The following is an 18973-nucleotide window of genomic DNA, read 5'->3' on the forward strand; positions in this document are numbered from 1 at the left end:
AAAACCTGCCAACATAAACCTGTCCCTTTTTTGGTCGGTTTTACTGGAGGGTTGCGTCGATTGCCTTGACCAGGGCGCTGCGCATGCCGGCGTCCTCGAGCGCAACGACGCCCTTGATGGTGGCACCACCGGGCGAGCATACGGCATCCTTCATCGCCGCAGGATGCTGGCCAGTTGAAAGCTGCAGCTTTGCCGTACCTAGCACCATCTGGCTCACAATGCGATAGGCATCGGCACGCGGGATACCGTGCTTGACCGCCGCATCGCCCAGGGCCTCGATTGCCATAGCGACAAATGCCGGAGCGCAACCACCCACCGTGCCGCCCACGAACAGCAGGCTCGTATCGAGCTCGACCACCGCACCGAGCTTGCCAAGCAGATCAAGCACCACCGCGCTCTGCTCATCACTAAGCGTGGAAGCCTTCTCGCAAGCGATGACGCCCTCGCCCACCGAAACCGGCGTGTTGGGCACCGTCGAGATATGCGCGACGCCCGGCAGGACCTGCTCCCACTTGGCACTGTCCCAGGTCCAGGCAACCGACAGAACGACCTTTTTGGCAAGAACATCCTTGAGCGGGGCGAATACCTTCTCGATCATGTACGGTTTGACCGCAGCGACCACGATATCGGATGTGGCGACAACCTCGGCGGCATCGTGGCAGGCGACCATGCCGCGCGCCTCGCAGCGCTCAACCAGTGCGTCGTAGCGACCCGCGCAGGCGCACATGTCGCTCGCAGCTACACCGGCAGCGATCCAGCCATCAGCCATAGCGCTCGCCATATTGCCAAAACCGACAAACCCAATCTTCATATCTCATAGTCCTCTCAGACACGCTCTTCAAAACGAAAGCTATTGTCCCACGCCATTGTTTCGTATTGCCGACCTATTTGTGATACGGCTCGCCTCGGCTGATCTTGCAGGCGCGATAGATTTGCTCCAGCAGCACCACGCGCGCCAAGTTATGCGGCAAGGTAATACGTCCAAAGCTGAGCATCTCGTCGGCTCGTGCGCGCACGTCATCGCTCACGCCGTCCGATCCGCCAATCACAAAGGCGATGTCGCTGTTGCCACGCAGCATAAGATCATCGAGCCGCGCCGAAAACTCCTCGCTCGAGCGCTCCTTGCCCTCAATAGCCAGCAGGATCACATGCGCTCGAGACGGCAAGGCAGCAAGAATCGCCGCCCCCTCCTTGTCGCGCGCGGCATCCACGCCGCCCGCCTTGGCCGGGTCGATATCGGCCACCTCGCGGATATCAACCTTGGCATAGGCACCTAGGCGCTTGGTGTACTCAGCGCACGCGTCCTTCCAAAAGCGCTCCTTGAGCTTACCGACGCAAACGACGGTGTATTTCACGCGTGTCTACTCCTTCGACTCGTTCTGAACCTTGCCGGCGGTCAGCATCTGCTCGAACATCGAGGCCGACTGCGAGAAATCGCTCGGCAGCACGACCGTCGAGGTTTTACCCGTGCGAGCAAACTCCGTCATCATCTCGGTCCACTGCGTAAACATGAACAGCTGGTTGGCCTCGTCGTTGCCGACACCCGTCTCCTGGATAATCTCGAGCGAATCTTTGATACCCAGCGCGATGGCCTTGCGCTGGTTGGCGATGCCCTCGCCCGCCTTTTCCATCGCCTCGGCCTCGGCGGTCGCCTCGGTGACGCGCTTGATGCGGTCGGCCTCGGCGAGCTCCTGCGCGGCAGCGCGCTTTCGCTGGGCGGCATTGATGTCGTTCATGGAGTTCTCGACCTCGGTCGGCAGCGCGATCTTGGTGATGAGTGTCGACACGAGGGTAAAGCCGTAGGCAGCCATCTGCTCGGACACGGTGGCATTAACGTCCTTGGCGATGTCATCCTTCTTGGCAAAGACCTCATCGAGTGTGTAGACGGGAATCGAAGAGCGCAGGGCGTCGGTGATGAAGTCACGCATCTGGTCGACGGGCTCCTGCAGCATGTAGTAGCTCTTGTAGATACCCGAATCTGCCGGGCCGGCGCCCATGTCATAGCTCACGTGGTACTGAGCAGAGACCTCAAGGCCGATAGTCACGTTGTCCTGGGTCTTAACGTCGATGCCAAAACCGTTTTTCATGGTGCGCAGACTCACCGTGGCGGCCTTGCGGTCGATCACGGGTACCTTCATGTGGAAGCCCGCGTTGACGATACGGTTGAACTTACCCAAGCGCTCGATGATTACGGCGTGCTGCTGTTCAACGACATAACAGGCGTTGGGGAGCAGCAGCAACAGGATGATGATGGGAATCAAAAGGCTGGTAAGGGCGGCGATGATACCGGAAAACAGCATGGTCTCTCCTCTGATAGGCACACGTTGGTACTAGGATACCCGTCCAAGGAGATCGTGCATAACAAAAAAGCTCCCATTGCTGGGAGCTCTTTCAATCAATGGTGCGGGCGAAAGGACGTCCGCGTATCCGCTTCGCGGATCCGCACCGGCTTCGGCCGCCTGCCGGCGGACTCGCCAGCTCGCTAAAAACGCTCCGCGTTTTCTTTACGCTTGCTCCTTCGCAGGTTCAAGTCCCTGCGGTGGGCCCATAACAAAAAAGCTCCCATTGCTGGGAGCTCTTTCAATCAATGGTGCGGGCGAAAGGACTTGAACCTTCATGGGGTTGCCCCCATACGGACCTGAACCGTACGCGTCTGCCAATTCCGCCACGCCCGCGTGCAGGAATTAGAATAACGGAGCGCCATCGCGAACGCAAGAACTATTTTTGAAAAAGTTTGCAGGCATTTTCCCAAGCGGCTTGCGCGATTGTTTCGGCGTCCTCACCAGCACGATCGACACGGTCGTTAACCAGCGCGTTTGCCGTAATGGAGATCATTGCGGGCTCGCATTCAAGACCGCGGATGGGCTCCGGAGCCATATACGGGCAATCCGTCTCGAACAAAATGCGGTCGAGCGGGGTCGCCGCAAATGCCTCGCGCACGTCGTCGTTGCGCTTAAAGGTGGCCGCACCACCATAGGCGATATAGCAGCCCAGCTCCACAAAGCGCTCCATCGTGGCGCGGTCCTCGCCAAAACAGTGCAGCACACAACCGGCCTGGGGCACGCCCACCTCACGAAGCACGTTGTACGCATCCATATGCGAGGTGCGCTCCCCATCCGAGTCCTCGTGCCGCAGGTGCAACTCCACCGGCACATTGCGGCGCACGGCAACTTCGAGCTGACGTGCCATGCAATCAATCTGCACGTTATGGGGTGCCGGCGCAATGTCGTCGTCATAGTCCATGTGGTAGTCCAGGCCGATTTCGCCAATACCGGCGCATAAGGGGTCATCGAGTGCGGCAACGACCTGTGCATGAACGTTGTCGGTATAGTCCGGCGCGCCATACGGATGCACGCCGGCAAGATACTTGATCTGCGGGATACCCTGCATCGGCAGAATCTCGCGCGTCAGCCAGTCGCTATAGTCCGTCACACTGCGCTTGTCGGCGATGGGGTCGAGCATCGTCACCAATAGCTCGACGCCCGCGGCCTTGGCGCGCAGGAGCGTCTCGGGCACCTCCTTGCCCCAGAACGAAAGCAGATGCGCATGCGTGTCAGCAAGCGGTGCCAAGGGCACGGGACAAGCAACCGTCTTCTTTTTCTTGGCAAACGTCACACGTTCGGCATTAGGCATCATGGATTAGCTCCTGGGCCAGACGGACAAAGTCGGCAACATCAAGCGTCTCGGCGCGCGTGGTGGGTGCGATACCGCAAGCCTCAAAGGCGGCATCGAGCACGTCCTTGGCAAAGCCGTTGGCGCTCATGGAATTGCGGATGGTCTTGCGACGCTGGGCAAATGCAGCATCAATCACGCGAGCCACAAAGTCGCGATCGAGCCCTTCGGGCACCACGCCGTCAACACGGTCGATACGCACGACGGCCGAGTCCACGTGCGGTGCCGGCATAAAGCAACGCGGCGGCACCTCAAAGCGACCCGTCACCTGCGCATACAGGCCGAGCTTTGCCGTATAGCCGCCATAGGTCTTGTTGCCCGGCACTGCGGCAATGCGATCGGCAACCTCCTTTTGCACCATGACGACGGCGCGCTTGAGCGCGGGCATCGTCTGGAAGAACTGCAGGATGATTGTCGCCGCCACGTTATAGGGCAAGTTCGCGACAAATACCGTGGGCTCGCCGCCGGCGGCCTGCTCAATCTGCTCCGGGCCCACCTTGAGCGCGTCGCCCATAATAAAGCGGAAGTTGGCATAGTCAGCGGCGTGGGCGTCGAGCACCGGTTCGAGCTCAGGATCGGCCTCAATGGACGTAACGCACGCCGCCTCCTGCAGCAACGCAAGTGTCAACGTACCGCAACCCGGACCCACCTCGAGTACGCGCTCGTCACCTGCAAGCTCGGCAAGCTCGCAGATACGCTCGATCACATGATTGTCGATTAGAAAGTTCTGGCCCAGGCGATGCTTGGTCGCAAGGCCAAACTCCTCTAGCAGCTCCCTGGTGGCCGTGGGGTTTGCCAAAGGCGAAGTTGTCATGGTTGCCTCCTTAGCATGATGGCGGCGTCTTGAAACAAAAGGGCATGGACCGTGGCGGCCATGCCCTTACATCTAAACAGCAAATTGCCGATATGGCGCCCGCGCGGTCTCTACGCCAGACGCGGGAACAGCGGATCGCCCTTCTCGACGGGCTGACCACCGGCAAGCAGGCCCCAAGCGCAAATGCCCTTGAGGTCGTCGCTTGCGGCCTCGTCCTCGCAGGACAGACGGCGCAGGGCCTCGGCAGAAGTCTGGGGCATGAGCGGCATCAGCAGGTGAGCGGCAATGCGGATGGCCTCGAGCAGGTTGTAGATCACAAACGCGAGCTCATCAGCCTTAGCCTCGTCCTTGGCAAGCGCCCAGGGCTCGGAGTCCTCGATGTAATGGTTGGCGGCGTGGATGAGCTCCATGACCTCGTCCTTGGCTCCACCGTAATCGAGCACGTCCATCTTGGCCATATAGCGCTCGACCAGGCCATCGGCAATCTTTGCCAGCGGATTGTCGAACGCATCGAACAATGCGGGCTTGGCGGGCGCGCAGCCGTCAAAGTACTTGCCGCTCATGTTGAGCGAACGCGAGATAAGGTTGCCCCAGCTGTTGGCCAGGTCGGCGTTGTAGACCTGCTCCATGCGATCGAAGCTGATGGCGCCGTCGGTGCCGGGCACCACGTCGGTCATGAAGTAATAGCGATAGCCCTCGACACCCAGCATGTCGATGACGTCCTGCGGAGCGATGGCGTTGCCGCGGCTCTTGGACATCTTCTCGGCCTTGCCGGTCTCAGCGTTGCGCACGGTCAGGAAGCCGTGGGCAAAAACATGCTCGGGCAGGGCCTCGCCGATGGCCATGAGCATGGCGGGCCAAATGACGCAGTGGAAGCGGATGATGTCCTTACCCACGATGTGGAACTGCGCGGGCCAGCGATAGGCCAGCTCGGCACGGGCCTCGTCGGTGTCGACGCCGTAGCCGACAGCCGTCATATAGTTGAGCAGGGCGTCGAACCACACGTAGGTCACGTGGCCCTCGTCAAACGGAACCTGAATGCCCCAGTCAAAGCTCGTGCGGCTCACGGAAAGATCGTTGAGGCCGCCCTCGACAAAGCTGCGCACCTCGTTCATGCGGAACGCAGGCTCGACAAAGTCGGGGTGCTCGTCATAGAGCTTGAGCAGCTTGTCCTGGAAGGCGGAAAGCTTAAAGAAATAAGACTCCTCCTGCACGCGCTCAAGCGGACGGTGACAATCGGGGCACAGGTGCTGACCGACGCTGCCGTACTCCTCGTCACCCTTCTGGACCTGCGTATCGGTGAAGTAGGTCTCGTCAGGCACGCAATACCAACCGTCGTAGCTGCCCTTATACAGGTAGCCGGACTCCTTCATGCGCTCCCACAGGTACTGCACGGCATGATGCTGGCGCGGCTCGGTGGTGCGAATGAAGTCGTCGTTGGAGATCTCGAGCTTGCTCCACAGCTCCTTGAAGTGCGGGGCTTGGCTGTCGGTCCACTCCTGCGGCGTCATGTTGTGCTTGGCTGCGGCCTCGGCGACCTTCTCGCCATGCTCGTCCATGCCGGTCAGGAACTTGACGTTGTAGCCGGCAGAGCGGCGATAACGAGCCTGAACATCGGCGATGATGGTGGAATAAGCCGTACCCAGGTGCGGATCGGCGTTGACGTAGTAGATGGGCGTCGTGATAAAGAACGAAGGCTTGCTTTGATCCATGGGGTTTGTCCTCCAGAAAAACGTTGCATACAGGGGATGATTCTAGCGCAAGGGCTGGATATCCTCCATCTATTGCATATCGAGCACCATGGCATAGACATCGCGCTTACGGCGCGAATACTTCTGAGACAGGCGCTTGGCCACCGCAGACGCGGGCTCCCCCTCCTCGAGCGCGGCGCGAATATCCTCGCACAGGGCCTCGTCGGGATCCGCTGCCGCGGCGCCAACCGGCACGATACCGGCCTCCTCATCCTCGCTCGGCGGCGCGATGACCAGCGCAATCTCGCCCTTTACCTCGCCACGAGCACGCAGCTCCTCGGCAAGCTGGGCGGCGGTGCCGCGCAGGACCTCCTCATGCAGCTTGGTAAGCTCGCGGCAGACAGCAACCTCGCGCTGGGGAAAGACCTCCGTCACGGCCTCGAGCGTCGCCACGATGCGATGTGGAGACTCGTAGAAGATGAGCGCGCCGGGCACCACGGCAAGGCGCTGCAAACGGCGCACGCGGTCGCCGTGCTTTCGGCCCAAAAAGCCCTCGAAGAAAAAATGCTCGCAAGGAATACCGGACGAAACGAGCGCCGTGACGCAAGCAGAGGGCCCAGGAATAACTTCGACGGGCACATCGGCCTCACGCGCCGCCTCGACCAGCGCCTGGCCGGGATCGGACACACTCGGCATGCCGGCGTCCGAGGCAAAGGCGAGGGTCTCCCCCGCCAGCAGACGGTCGACCAGGCCGGCGGCGCGGCTGGCGATCACATTCTCGTCACAACGGACAAGCGGCTTGGAAATGCCCAGGTGCATCAGCAGCTTTGACGTCACACGCGTGTCTTCGCAGCAGATGGCATCGGCGGCGGCAAACGCCTCGCCAACGCGCGGGGACAGGTCGCCCAGGTTGCCGATGGGCGTGCCGACCACATAGAGTTTGCCCGTATGGGCGCTGTTTTGCGTCATATCAACCTATTCAATCATGCCACGCTCGAGCGTACCGAGCGCCGCGCGGGCGTCCCATGCTGCAATGCGCTTCTCGGTCTTCCACGTTTGGAAGAACCAACCGGCAGCCGGTGCAAACGAAGCCAGTTGGTTGGCGATAAACACGCGCTCGTAGGCATTGCGGCCCTCGGGCGTAACCGACGAGTTGGCAAAGATCGCCGCGCCCGACCATTCGCCCACCAGCACGGGGAACCCAGTCGAAATCGCTTCTTTAAGCTCGCGCTTGTTACGCGAAATCGCCGTCGTCAGCCCGCGGGGGCTCGTGATATCGAGCGCATACTCGTCGCGGTAATGGTACAGGTGAAGGTCCATGTAGACGTTCTTGTACTTAGCGCCGCGCATAAAATGCTTCCACTCGCTGGGATGTCCCGAAGACGAAAAGACGACGATCTTATCCTCGGGCATATACGAACGGACGAGCTCATAGGCATCGCGATAGAAATTGCGCAGGTAGTGGGCCGGAATGCCATCCGTCATGGCAAAGAGGCTCTTGCGGACACTCATCTGCGGCGTATCCAGCAGCTCAATGCCCAGCAGGCTCTCGGCCTCGCCGTAGCGATCGGCCAGGCGCTCGAGCACGTCGAGTGCGACATGACGACCGTTGGTGGACGAATGCCACTCGGCAACAGCCTCCGGCGTGGCGGGCGAATCGTTGGAATCGCCCTGGCCACCGGGCACAGTTGCCAGGTCAAGCAGCACGCGGATGTCGTACTTGGCAGCCCACTCAATTGCACGGTCGATGTAGTCGACAACCGAGATGTAGGACGCATCGGACTCCTGCGAGCCAAAGGCATACCAGGGTACCGGCAGACGCACGGCATTGAGGCCAATCTGCGCCATGCGGCGGAAATCGTCCTCGCTCACAAACGTCTCGTAATGACGGCGCATGCGCTCGTTATAGGCGGCGGTGCCCATGGCCTCCTGCAGCTCGGCCGCGTTGGATGCACCGGTCGCCGCGTATAGCGACGGGGTCACCCAAGGCTCGGGAATAAACCAGCCAGAGAGATTAACGCCGAGTATCCTCTCCATCACTGCCCCCTTTTGAATCATACGGGCTAAGCCCGCATCGCTCTTGCATGACATATCTATCGATTTGAGTATACCCGCGCATGCAGACAGGCGACCGAACGGTCTACAAAGTGGCGCAAAAGTGGGAGGAATGTCTGGGACAGGTGGGCACGAGCTGGTGCGCCGAGATGTGCGCGCACGTCGGAAGTAAGCGCCGGAAAGCGCATCCCACTCTGAAGCCAAATTCCGGGACGCAATTTCCGCAGAGTCCTCGATAGAATAAAAGGACCCCTTTGCAGAGGTCCTAGTCAATTCAAGGTGGCGGGGAAGGGAATCGAACCCCTGACACGAGGATTTTCAGTCCTCTGCTCTACCAACTGAGCTACCCAGCCATTTGAGGTGTGCCTTGTTTCAAGGCTTGATTAGTATAACCAAGGACGCGTTCCGGTCAACCGAGAATTTTAAAAAAGTTTTTGGGCACAGCCTCGGTTCTATAAATCGGCACGTCAGAGGCATCAGCCGGCAGCAAGAAGTTTTTCACTCAGAGCCGCACGGGCAAACTCACTTGGCGTCATCCCCTCGGCAGCCGCCCGTCGACGAATGGCCTCCTTCATTCCCAGAGGAATCTTGACCGACAGCGTTGCCGTCCCCTCACCTGAGAGCGGGGGCCGTCCATGCACGATCCCACCAACGGTGTGTTCGCCATCCGGAAACTCTCCGCGCTCGTACGACTCGCACCACGCGTCAATCATTTCATCCGTTACAACCTGACCATTAGCGGCCGTATACGTCTTGCCCATCATCGACCCCTTTGCCGAGCCTGTTCAATCTCCTGCCAAAATTTCTTCTGGACTGGAGACAAGGCATGAATGATAAGCCACCCACGGACAAGCTCGACCGCGACAAGCTCCACGCTTCGTCCGTCTGAGAGCCATCCAATTGCAAGCCATCTCGGCGGCTCGTCCTTCGGCTCGCGACGAATGCACTCAGTAACCGCAAGCCAAGCGCTAAGCACCTGCTTTTCCGTCAGGTGCTTTTTAGCGTTGGGATGGATCTCAACATCCATGCATCTTCTCCTCCATCTTACCCAATTTCGTATGACGAAAGTCCACTGTCGCCAATTCTTAAGCCGGCACGCGTTGGAGAGCAGGAGTCGAAACAATGATTGAAGGACGCTCTAGTACGGCCCAGGCGCCGAGGCAGGAGCACATGCGCCAAGGACGAACGTTTTCGTAGCGCGCGAGGATATTGCCGTCGTGATCGATGAAGGCGATGTCGATGGGATAGGCCATAAAACACGTATGGACCGAAGAGCAGCGTGGAAACGCCATGACGAGCGACAGGCCGTTGGCGGCAACCGGACGCCGTCCCAGCATGCCGCGCAGGCGCACGACAAACGACTCCGCCACCACAAACTCGGCCGGCGTCCAACCCAGCCTGTTGAGTGCCCGCGCGTAAGCGATGTAGGACGAGACCGCGGTCACATGACCACCCCCGGATGCCATGGATCGACCGTCACCGCGCGCTCGTGCGACAACGTTGTCGGCGCCCCCAGCGGAACGCCAGCGATGCTGAGAGAAGTCGGCCACGGCTCATAGTGCATGGTGCAGGTGTAGGTCCTAAACGTACCGGATAGGGAGAGCAGGCCACCATCTGATGCCTTCGCGCCTTGCTCGCTCGACACTTCGATCTGCAAGTCATAGCCTTCCATGGCATTCAGAATTTGAGTCTGGACCGTCGCCGAGGCATCGGCAGAGCTTTCGTCGCCCTCCCCCTCCGACGCCACGGCATGCGCTAGCACGATGTCGGGCACCACGCGGTCGAAGCGCGCGACAGCGCCGGCAAAGATCATGACGTTGTACACGATGAGTGCCAGCACCAGCAAAACGGGCGTAACCACTGCCATCTCCACCGTCGCTTGGGCGCGCTCCTCGCGCAGACGCATGCGGATACTCATTACGACCCACCGCCCAGAGCGCCAACCAGCGTGGCGACATCGACGGTGAGCGGGATGAAGCCGCCGCCGGGCAGAGGAATCTCCGCAAGTGTGAACACCGTACCGCTAATGGTGCGTTCGACTTGATATTCCAACGCCTCGCAAAGCGCCTTGGGATCGGTCACGCCCAACGGAATACTTCGCAGTTTGTCTTGCGCTTGAGAGAGACCCGCAATGTCAGACCCCGGACTCTTAATGACGTTGGCAGAATCGGTCAGCACCGGCTTTCGCAGGCGCAAGTCGCACGGTTCCAAACCCAGCGCCGCCACGGACGCCGAAACGGTATCGCCGAGCCACGATGCGATGGAGCCCAACGCGCCGCTGCCCCCTCCCAGGCCTTTAATCATCTCGTCCATAAGTTCGTCGGCCGAACCTTGAATATCACCGTATCCTACGAGCAGCCGTCCCCAAACATCCATGACGCCGTCGAGCACGCCGGCAACGCCGCCCGAGCGTTCCTTCAATGTCGAGAAAAATCGCGAAAGCACGTTGTTTTGCGCCGTCGCGTCATCGGGTGCCAGCACCGCGCCAGAGATAGCACCGCGATTGCCAAGCCTGACTGCCGTGTTAAACGAAGAGTTGAGCTCGTCGGGGCTCGAGATGGCACCCGTAACCGCAAAGGCGACCACGCCGTTGCGACCGGGCGGAGCGATACGCGGACGCTCGCCCGAAAGCTCCTTGATGGCCTGGTCAAACGTATTGCCCGCACGATCGGCCTCGTCTTCGGTCTGACGCTCGAGCTCGAGCTCTTTGTTGCGGCATTCGACGTAGTCTTCCAGAGCCTCTTTGAACTTGTCAAAGTGGTACTCGAAGCCGTTTTCGATGAACGATGGCGGCATGAGGGCGCTTCCAAGCGTAACCACGCCGAAGCCGCACGCTTCGCATGTATCACGACCATCATAATCAGCAACAGATGCCAGCCCACTCGGAGTCCCTTTCTGATAGACGGGGCATTCGACTCCATAATGCAGGTATGTTCTGCCGTCGTTGTTGCTTACAGGCCATGCGGCATCGGTGTAAAGTTCGGTCGGCCGCACCTCGTTTGGGACACGCGGCAATAGTGGGATATAGGCAGAAAACCGTTCGCCATCATCTTTTATGTATGCTCGATCGACCTCTTCAATCGCATAGGCATAGAACGCTTTTCGAGCGGCTGACTGCGCTTTCATCTCGACGCTCGATCCCTGAGGTTTTTCATTCGCCAAGCGCTGTCGGTAATAGGTTTTCGCGCGATCGAGCGCTATTTGCGGCTCCCATGTGATGCTCGACTTTTCATGACGGTTCTGGCTGTCAGATAGTTCTGCTAGTTTTTTCGCACGCTCCCACATACACGAGTACTTGCCAATCGAACTCTCGTCCGACCCGCCACAATCCGCCAGCCAAGCGCGCTCTTTAGCCTTCGCCGTGTCCTCAGAAGCCTTCCGCAGCTCCTCGGCCGCACGCTCTAAATCATCTGATGTGTCTTTAATGGCATCGGTCGAGATCTCTGACCCTTTGAGCGCAGCGAAGTCCGACTCGGATGTCCTGGGCACAGCAAGCGCCGTACCGGTATAGGTCACACTATCGGTATCCTGCGCCGACACCGCCTGCGTGGCACGCGCGGCAATCAGATACGGCAGAGCCGTCTCGATTTTCTGTAAGCCTTCCGATGCGCTTTTGGCAAACTTGTTGCGCGTTTTAATGATCTCGATCCCGGTGTCGATCATATTGCCGGCAACTGGTTCGGCACCCGGGATGAGGATGGCGACCAGGCCCGTCCCGATCGTGGCAAACCCCGCTAGCCCCAGACTCAAGATGCTCGCATCAACCACCGTGGCAGCCGTGTGATAGGACGACACTACGTTGGCACCCGCCAGCGCGCCGCTATCGGCCGCCACCTGGGTATCCCCGGCACGCGACATGCTCCATATCGCCGCGGTCGACGAAAACAACAACGTGAGCACCACTAGGATGACCACGGCAGAAGAAAGCGTGGTATAGGCGCTGTCTTCGATAAACAGATCAACACCGGCGCGGCCCATAAAGCCGCCTCGCTTGCGATGGCAGCTCGGACGGCGCGTCAAAACGCGTCTAGACCAGAAACGCTTAATCCCATGCAGCAATCCACGAATCATAATCTCCCTCCAGCCATTCGGGACGTGATTGATACGAGACATCGACCTTGAGCTCAACGTAGCCGCCCTCGCCTGCACCACTCATAGCCTGCGCAAACGCACCGATCACAGGCAACGGTTTGACCTCGCTGGAAACGGACACGGACGAGACGCCACCCGCACCGGCCCGACCAAGCTCGATATCCCACGACAACGGCCCGCCGGCATGAAAGATCGAAACGTTGGGCACTGCGGCAAGCCGGCGGCGGGTGAACTCCTTAAGATCGTCGTCCTCCGCCGTCGTCGTGGTCATGAGCCGCGCGGTCTCGGCGGCGGCAGACTCCATGACCGCGCGCGTATAAAGCAAGCACACTGGTTGCAGTGCGAGAAGGATGAGCGTCAGAAACGTCGGCAGCAAAAAAGCGGCCTCGACCGTAGACTGCGCCCGGTCCTCGCGCGCGATATCAATACAACGCGATGTCCTTAGCGCCCGCAGCGGCGTCGATAACCGACGTCGAGGCAACGCCATGGGATGCCGCCCGCTCAACCAGCGCCGCCAAGCGCCCATCGGTGCCAGCACGCCAAAGCCCCGCGATCGCCAGCACGATCGATAACAGCGCCACTGTAACGATGGCGTATTCCACAGTCGCTTGGGCAACCTCTTCACGCAGAACGCCATGCATTTCACGATCCCTCCTTTGAGCTTATTGTTTGCGGGACCAGACGCACGGCGCGCAGACGACACGAAGCATCGCCAGCATCCGCGGCAACCGTCACCATATCGACCCAGCCGCGCCCATCGCGCACGATGGCGCCCCATACGTTGCCCTTAATATCGAGATAGCCGCTCAGGGCGAGCTGGGCCGTTGGCACCTCGCGGTAGGCGCGTAACATATCCGCCGCTGCCTCGGTCATCGGTCGGTCCTCGGACCATGCAAGCCGGACCGCAATCGCGTTGTCCTCAGGCGAATCCGTCGCAGTGCCAGACCGCTTGTCGAGCGTCCGCAGAAAGGTTTGCGCCGTGACAGCGACATCCGAATCGTCCGCATCTCGCATCTCATCTTTTTGAGACGCCACCGCCGAATCTGAGCCCGAATCGAAGGCGGCCCCAGGACGCTGCTGCCGCGCGGCGTTAAGCCCCCAAAGCACCGCCGCTATCGCCACGGTCAGGCAAGCAAACACCAGCAGCACCCCGATGGGGCGCTCGCCCTCTACAGGCTGTTGATGCCCTCGCTGATAGCGTTCCATAGATCTTGGACCTTGCCCTTAAATGCGACGATGGCGATAATCGCGATCACCACGAGCACGCCGACCAAGATGGCATACTCGGTGGTACCCTGTGCACTCTCCTCCTGCAGTAGCTCCCCGGCATGCTGGCGAGCGCGAATTGACTGGCAAACAGCCCAGCTCCAGACCTTGCCAGCAACGTCAGTCATCGTGTTCATGTATTCCTCCCTACATCATCCCGCCTGCTCCCAACAGCGGGCCCAATATGGACAGAAGCAACGCCGGCAAGATGAGTGTGCCGGTGGGAATCAGCAGCTTGACGGGCGCACGCTCGATCTCGCGCTCGACCGCGGCGCGATGAGCCGCACGGATCTCGCGACTTTGAGCGGCCAGTGTCTCGGCAAGTGGGGCACCCAGAGCGAGCGCCTGCCCCACCGTGATGGCAAAGGTCTCGAGCGCTCGCACGTCCAGGTCGCGTGCGGCGGCCAACAACTCGTCCTCACGCGTGCCCACGCCCACCTGCCACGCCATGCAGGCCCGCTCAAGTCGATGAGCCAGCACTGACCGGCGGTTGGCGCAGAAAATCTCAAGCGCCGCATCAAACGAAAGACCGGCCGAAAGACCCAAGCGCACAACATCGATCATCTCGGACACTTCGCCGAGCGATACTCGCGCCGGGCCGCCCGCTCCAACCGCGCCCTTCATTCGCGCGGCCAGAGCATCGACCACCGAGCGACCCGCGGCAGCGACCAGCACCGCCTCGCGCTTGCAGGCCTCTGCGATCTTGCGTGCATCCGCCCGATCCAAACCCGTCGCGACAAATACACTCAGAGCGCACAGGCAAGCCGCAACTGCAACCGGGGCGCTCATAGCTCCACCCGCATAATGCGCCGGATAACCACCAGGGCAACGGCGTTGAGGGCAAGACCCAGCACCACAGCGCCCGCGCCGGCAGGCGTCGCAAGACCGCGACGAAAATCTGCCGAAAGCAGCGTCAACACCGCGCACATGCCCGTCGGCATCGCCGCGACCATATGCGCAGACATGCGAGCCTGCGACGTCTTAACATCCAGGCGGCGCTTGAGCTCAATGCGCTCCCCCACCATGCTCGACGCCTCGGACAGTAAGTCGGCAAGCGGAGCACCGGTGCGCTGAGACACCTTAAGCGCCAAGGTCACAAGCGAAAGGCCGGGGGCGTCGATGCGCACGAGCAAGTCATCGAGCGCATCGGTCGCCGAGATGCCGCAATCGATTGCCGCCGCCACCCGCAAAAACTCGGTATGCACCGGTTCTTGCGCATGAGCGCCCACAAAGCGCATGCCCTGGGCCAGCGAATGTCCCGAGGCAAGCGACATGGAAAGTGCGGTAAACGCCTCGGGCATGGCCTCTTCTGCATCGTGTTGCTCGCGCCGGCTCTCAAAGCCATCCCGAGCGGCGCCAACGGCAAACGGAGCAACAAGTCCCAAGGCAAATCCGAGGGGCGATAACGACACCATCGTTAGCAATACGCAGCAGACACCGCTCGATAGCAGCAGAAACGCCAAACGCCCCGAAGCATCCTCGATCGCGAGGCCAAGGCGACGCGCCGGAGCCAGCGATGCCCACGAACGGGCGATCTTTTTCAGCAGATCGTTTTCCACCAGCTCACGCGGCAGCTTCTCTGCCACCGTCTCGAGCGCCTGACGCGCCAGCTCCGCCGGCGGTACCTGCGGCACACGAGGTTCCGCCCCGCACGCCGTCGCAACAGAAAACCCTGCCAAACCCCCTACGACGAGGGGCACAGCGACCTCCATTCGTCCACCTCCTCTTGTGTGAGCGTCCCCGACCGCAGGCCTTCTGCGATAAACGGCGGCTCGCGGTCAAGCTTCCAGGTGCGCTCGGCGGCATCGAAAGTCACATAGCGCTCGAGCTCTACGCCGCCCGACGCGGCGCGACGCACCCCCGAATACGAGGAGACGAAACGCCTGCCATCGGCGTGGCGCTCGGACATCACGATGCCGTCGAGCGCCATGGCAATCTGCTCCTCGATGAGCTCGCTCGGCAGATCGATGCCATAACGTGCAAGCAACGTCAGACGCACCACGGTCTCCTGCTCGGAACCCGCATGAAGCGTGGTGAGCGACCCGTCGTGGCCCGTGTTCATGGCCTGCAACATGTCGCAGCACTCGGCACCGCGCACCTCGCCCACCACGATGCGGTCGGGGCGCATGCGCAGGGCATTGGTCACCAGGTCGCGGATCGTCACCGCGCCCTCGCCCTCAATTGAAGCCTCGCGCGCCTCTAGGCGCACCACGTGCGGATGATGCGCAAACTTGAGCTCGGCAGAGTCCTCGATCGTCACGATGCGCTCGCCGGTGGAGATCTCGCATGACAACGCGTTGAGCAGAGTGGTCTTACCAGATCCCGTGCCTCCCGCAACCGCCAGGTCCTGTCGCAGCGACACAGCGCATGACAGCAGCTGCGCATACCAAAGCGGCAGCGACCCCAGCCCCACAAGCTCGTCCAGCGAGCAGATGCGGTCCGAGAACTTTCGGATGGTGAGAATCGGTCCGTCAATCGCCACAGGCGGAATCACCGCGTTGACGCGATAGCCCGTTTTGAGACGGGCGTTGACGATGGGGCTGCGCTCGTCGATACGGCGGCCAAGTGGCGAGATGATGCGGTCGATAAGCACACGGATCTGCTCATCATCCTCAAACGCATGCTCGATGGGGTGCAAGACGCCGCCGCGTTCAAAGAAAGCCGAGCGGCAGCCGTTAATCATGATCTCGGTAACGGTGTCATCCTCGATGAGCGGCTGCAACGGCCCCAAGCCCACCACGTCATCCAAAATCTCGTCGATGATGGTCTCGCGCTCGGTCGTCGCGAGATCGGTCGGCTCCTCAACATTGAGCGCCGCCTCCACCGCGGGACGCAATTCCGAGCGGGCAAGTGCCGGGTCGATATAGGCGCTGATACGCGCCACTTCGTCGTAACCCATGCGGTCCATCACGGCGCGCTTGGTGCGTCGTTTCACCGCGCGGCGACGCCCCGCATCTACAGGCGCTGCCGCCGCTGCAGCGCCGGCAGCCTTAATCCTCGTTTGCAGGCTCATCGCTAATCGCCCTCGCGCGACCAGGGAAGGCGAATACGCGGGCGTTCGGTGCGCGTTGCACGATCGGCGACCATATCGCTCCAAGGGCCGACGGCGCACCCCAGTTCCACGAGCATCTCGCGCGTGGCCTCGCGCACGCTGGTCGCAAAAGCGCTGGTCTGCCCCACTGCCTCGTCAGCGCGCCCAAACGCCATGAGCGCGGCGAGATCCTGCCCGCCATCGGCGATACGAATCTTGGAGCTCAACGCACAGGCAATCTCAAAGCGCATGGCGACGTCCTCGTCTGCCCCGCGCGCACCGAACCGGTTGAACACGGCGCTCATGCGCGTGCGCGGCACACCTACTCGACTTGCCAGTTCAATGACGCGCGACGCCGATGTCGCGGACGACACCGCAGCATCGCCAACGACCAGGCAACGGTCGCTCGCCGCCACCGCAGCCGCCACGGCGTCGCCCCAAAAGACCGAGGTATCGATAAAGACCACGTCGGATTCGCGACGCAGGACATCAAGCAGTAGCTCCACCGGACGTGCCATGAGCTCGGCTTGCTCGGGCGCCGCGACGGGACCCCAGAGCGTAACGCCCGGCGCCACGCGCATCGATGCGGCTACGATATCCGGCTCGGTGAGCGCGCCCGCCGCCGACGGCTCGATAAGTGCCGCCATATCGCGCGGAGCATCGACGCCTAACAAGTCGTAAAGGTTTCCAAACATCAGGTCCAGGTCGAGCACGGCGGCACGCAAGCCCAACAGCGACGATGTGTGTGCCATGGTGGCAACGATCGTCGACTTGCCGCAACCGCCCGAACCCGAAATGGCGCAGATGACCGGAGCTCGACGCTGCGGAGCGGCAGCGTCTACCGGCGGCATCGGAGGCGTCGGTGACAGCGTCCCCGTCTCCTCCGCCGCAACCACACGCTGTGTCCAAGCCGGCATGGCAGCTTGTTCGGTCTGCGAGGCAGGCTCGTTCTGTGCAATCTGCTCATGCTGCATCAGCGACAACTCGCCGCACCCGGCAAAGCCCTCAACTTCGTCGAGTTCATCCACCAGATTCACGCCGTGCACGTATCCCATATCTACAGCCGGGGAATCGCTAGTATGCTGCACCGGCCCTCCAGCGCCATCGTATGCAAGGGGGTTCCGGGGGCGCCGACCATGCTCGGCTTCCGCTTTTCCATAATCATCAACACGCGGGCCTCTTGTAGCGCGAGGCGCCCCGGGTTCCCTATCAACAAAAGCATCGGGCTCAATCGTCATGCGCCGATCGGAATCAACCGCTCCCTCGCCCGCGCGCCCGTTGCCGCATATACTGTGCGCAGCGATGACCTCGGTCGCCCCTGCACGAAACAGCCCCTCGATATCCGACGGATCGAGCGCTTCTATCAAGACGACCACGCGACTCACGCGGCCTTCGGCCGTCAGGCGCGCAACAGTTTTGCGCACATCTTCGGTATCAAACAGAGACGCCGCGATGATGGCAGCTCCGCGGCGCGACGGAAACGCCCGCGCCATGGAAACCAGCCCGTCCAGGTCACCCACGCGAAGCACCTGTGCACCCGCGTCACGGCCCTCGACTTCCCGCTGCAACAGCCCGTAATCGCCGCACGCGCAGCACGCAAGCCAGATCGCCTTCATCACTCGTCGCCTCCGCTCTTTTTGCCGCGCGCCGTGGCGGGAATCGTCAAGCTGACCGTTCCCTTGCCCGAGGCTCCCAGCAGTTCCTTGACGTCTTCGGGGTCAGCCGCCAGCGTCACCCATTCGATCTTGCCCTCGCGCGTGGCACCGGAATCCTCACTGGTATCGATCACGTACGCGCCGCACAGCCGATCGGTTACGCCGTCTTTTTGCACATACACATCCACGTAGCTGCCCACGCCCGTAGCACCGCCGACCGAGTGCTCGGCATCGACCGCCACCGAAACGGCGACCTTGCCCTTAGGCACCTCGAGCTTGTGGCTCTCGGCCTTGGTGTAGACATTGCAGATCACGGCGTTTTTGGGAATACGCGAAGTCGTCACGTCGCCGCGCACCTGGCGCAGCTCGGTCGCCGCGTCACGCGGCAGCAGACTCGTCAGCCATTCCTGGGTTATGACATTGGTCTCATCGAGGGTCTCGCCCACATCGATATCGCGCGCCGCAACGCATACCTCGACGCGATCGCCACCGTACTTGGCCAAGGTCTCAGCCTGGACCTGTTCGGCTTGCGAGCGGATCGACGAGCCGTAAACCATGCAGAGCAGAGCAGCGAGCACGCCCGCGACCAGACTGATAGCGATGCGCTTGCTCTTGTTCACGGCCGCTCCTCTCATGGCAGTGCCGGGCGAATGCCCTTACCACCATTGTCTGGGCGGTCAGAGTGCAAAGCGGCGCA

Annotated in this window: 22 protein-coding genes and 2 tRNA genes; all 24 read right to left on the bottom strand. The window is 61.3% G+C overall.

Annotated elements, in window-relative coordinates; genetic code table 11:
• Window positions 1-40: 40 nt before the first annotated feature.
• The 24 genes from proC to cpaB all read right to left on the bottom strand — a co-directional run bounded on the left by proC (window position 41) and on the right by cpaB (window position 18896).
• A complete protein-coding gene (proC, locus tag AAAX31_RS02140; protein WP_349076040.1) occupies window positions 41-811 on the bottom strand; it encodes a pyrroline-5-carboxylate reductase in 771 nt (256 codons plus the stop codon).
• Between the two features lie 73 nt (window positions 812-884).
• Entirely contained in the window at window positions 885-1355 is a 471-nt protein-coding gene (gene rlmH / locus AAAX31_RS02145; RefSeq protein WP_099432630.1) for a 23S rRNA (pseudouridine(1915)-N(3))-methyltransferase RlmH, read from the bottom strand.
• A 6-nt stretch (window positions 1356-1361) separates the two neighbouring features.
• Window positions 1362-2300 (bottom strand): SPFH domain-containing protein, encoded by a 939-nt coding sequence (locus AAAX31_RS02150; protein ID WP_349076041.1) that lies wholly within the window; start codon window positions 2298-2300, stop codon window positions 1362-1364.
• A gap of 288 nt (window positions 2301-2588) precedes the next feature.
• Window positions 2589-2675: transfer RNA gene (locus AAAX31_RS02155), tRNA-Leu, on the bottom strand.
• Between the two features lie 43 nt (window positions 2676-2718).
• A complete protein-coding gene (locus AAAX31_RS02160) occupies window positions 2719-3636 on the bottom strand; it encodes a TatD family hydrolase (protein WP_349076042.1) in 918 nt (305 codons plus the stop codon).
• Entirely contained in the window at window positions 3626-4486 is an 861-nt protein-coding gene (gene rsmA / locus AAAX31_RS02165) for a 16S rRNA (adenine(1518)-N(6)/adenine(1519)-N(6))-dimethyltransferase RsmA (RefSeq protein WP_349076044.1), read from the bottom strand. Before rsmA ends, AAAX31_RS02160 begins: the two co-directional genes overlap by 11 nt.
• A 110-nt stretch (window positions 4487-4596) precedes the next feature.
• The gene (gene metG, locus AAAX31_RS02170) at window positions 4597-6198 is read right to left on the bottom strand and encodes a methionine--tRNA ligase (RefSeq protein ID WP_117876696.1); all 1602 of its coding nucleotides are present in this window, start codon (window positions 6196-6198) and stop codon (window positions 4597-4599) included.
• 69 nt (window positions 6199-6267) lie between these two features.
• Complete coding sequence (rsmI, locus tag AAAX31_RS02175) at window positions 6268-7146, bottom strand: 16S rRNA (cytidine(1402)-2'-O)-methyltransferase (RefSeq protein WP_117876694.1); 879 nt, start codon at window positions 7144-7146, stop codon at window positions 6268-6270.
• A gap of 6 nt (window positions 7147-7152) precedes the next feature.
• Window positions 7153-8214, bottom strand: a complete 1062-nt coding sequence (locus AAAX31_RS02180) for a cellulase family glycosylhydrolase (protein WP_349076045.1) — start codon at window positions 8212-8214, stop codon at window positions 7153-7155.
• 298 nt (window positions 8215-8512) lie between these two features.
• Window positions 8513-8585: transfer RNA gene (locus AAAX31_RS02185), tRNA-Phe, on the bottom strand.
• Window positions 8586-8708: 123 nt separating this feature from the next.
• Entirely contained in the window at window positions 8709-8996 is a 288-nt protein-coding gene (locus AAAX31_RS02190; RefSeq protein WP_199575474.1) for a ribbon-helix-helix domain-containing protein, read from the bottom strand.
• Window positions 8993-9259 carry a hypothetical protein gene (locus AAAX31_RS02195; protein ID WP_195362141.1) on the bottom strand — a complete coding sequence of 89 codons (267 nt, stop codon included), beginning with the start codon at window positions 9257-9259 and terminating at the stop codon, window positions 8993-8995. Before AAAX31_RS02195 ends, AAAX31_RS02190 begins: the two co-directional genes overlap by 4 nt.
• A gap of 58 nt (window positions 9260-9317) precedes the next feature.
• Complete coding sequence (locus AAAX31_RS02200; RefSeq protein ID WP_349076046.1) at window positions 9318-9698, bottom strand: DUF192 domain-containing protein; 381 nt, start codon at window positions 9696-9698, stop codon at window positions 9318-9320.
• Window positions 9674-10150 carry a hypothetical protein gene (locus AAAX31_RS02205; protein WP_138374418.1) on the bottom strand — a complete coding sequence of 159 codons (477 nt, stop codon included), beginning with the start codon at window positions 10148-10150 and terminating at the stop codon, window positions 9674-9676. Before AAAX31_RS02205 ends, AAAX31_RS02200 begins: the two co-directional genes overlap by 25 nt.
• Window positions 10150-12303, bottom strand: coding sequence for a hypothetical protein (locus AAAX31_RS02210; RefSeq protein ID WP_349076048.1), 2154 nt, complete (start codon window positions 12301-12303; stop codon window positions 10150-10152). Before AAAX31_RS02210 ends, AAAX31_RS02205 begins: the two co-directional genes overlap by 1 nt.
• Window positions 12275-12811 (bottom strand): TadE family protein, encoded by a 537-nt coding sequence (locus AAAX31_RS02215; RefSeq protein ID WP_349076049.1) that lies wholly within the window; start codon window positions 12809-12811, stop codon window positions 12275-12277. The genes AAAX31_RS02210 and AAAX31_RS02215 overlap by 29 nt, the downstream gene beginning before the upstream one ends.
• On the bottom strand, window positions 12747-12965 hold the full coding sequence (locus AAAX31_RS02220; RefSeq protein WP_022094024.1) for a hypothetical protein: 219 nt from the start codon (window positions 12963-12965) through the stop codon (window positions 12747-12749). Before AAAX31_RS02220 ends, AAAX31_RS02215 begins: the two co-directional genes overlap by 65 nt.
• A gap of 1 nt (window position 12966) precedes the next feature.
• Window positions 12967-13530 carry a hypothetical protein gene (locus AAAX31_RS02225; RefSeq protein WP_161115718.1) on the bottom strand — a complete coding sequence of 188 codons (564 nt, stop codon included), beginning with the start codon at window positions 13528-13530 and terminating at the stop codon, window positions 12967-12969.
• Window positions 13494-13727, bottom strand: coding sequence for a hypothetical protein (locus AAAX31_RS02230; protein WP_006235091.1), 234 nt, complete (start codon window positions 13725-13727; stop codon window positions 13494-13496). Before AAAX31_RS02230 ends, AAAX31_RS02225 begins: the two co-directional genes overlap by 37 nt.
• A gap of 10 nt (window positions 13728-13737) precedes the next feature.
• Window positions 13738-14379 (bottom strand): type II secretion system F family protein, encoded by a 642-nt coding sequence (locus tag AAAX31_RS02235; protein ID WP_349076050.1) that lies wholly within the window; start codon window positions 14377-14379, stop codon window positions 13738-13740.
• Window positions 14376-15224 (bottom strand): type II secretion system F family protein, encoded by an 849-nt coding sequence (locus AAAX31_RS02240; protein ID WP_260699097.1) that lies wholly within the window; start codon window positions 15222-15224, stop codon window positions 14376-14378. The genes AAAX31_RS02235 and AAAX31_RS02240 overlap by 4 nt, the downstream gene beginning before the upstream one ends.
• A 50-nt stretch (window positions 15225-15274) precedes the next feature.
• Window positions 15275-16603: a CpaF family protein gene (locus AAAX31_RS02245; protein WP_271737914.1), complete on the bottom strand. Its 1329-nt coding sequence runs from the start codon at window positions 16601-16603 to the stop codon at window positions 15275-15277.
• Between the two features lie 2 nt (window positions 16604-16605).
• The gene (locus AAAX31_RS02250; RefSeq protein WP_349076052.1) at window positions 16606-18237 is read right to left on the bottom strand and encodes a P-loop NTPase; all 1632 of its coding nucleotides are present in this window, start codon (window positions 18235-18237) and stop codon (window positions 16606-16608) included.
• Entirely contained in the window at window positions 18237-18896 is a 660-nt protein-coding gene (gene cpaB, locus AAAX31_RS02255; protein WP_022094089.1) for a Flp pilus assembly protein CpaB, read from the bottom strand. Before cpaB ends, AAAX31_RS02250 begins: the two co-directional genes overlap by 1 nt.
• Window positions 18897-18973 lie beyond the last annotated feature (77 nt).

The organism is Collinsella sp. CLA-ER-H5, from assembly GCF_040092375.1.
Classification (GTDB): Bacteria; Actinomycetota; Coriobacteriia; order Coriobacteriales; family Coriobacteriaceae; genus Collinsella.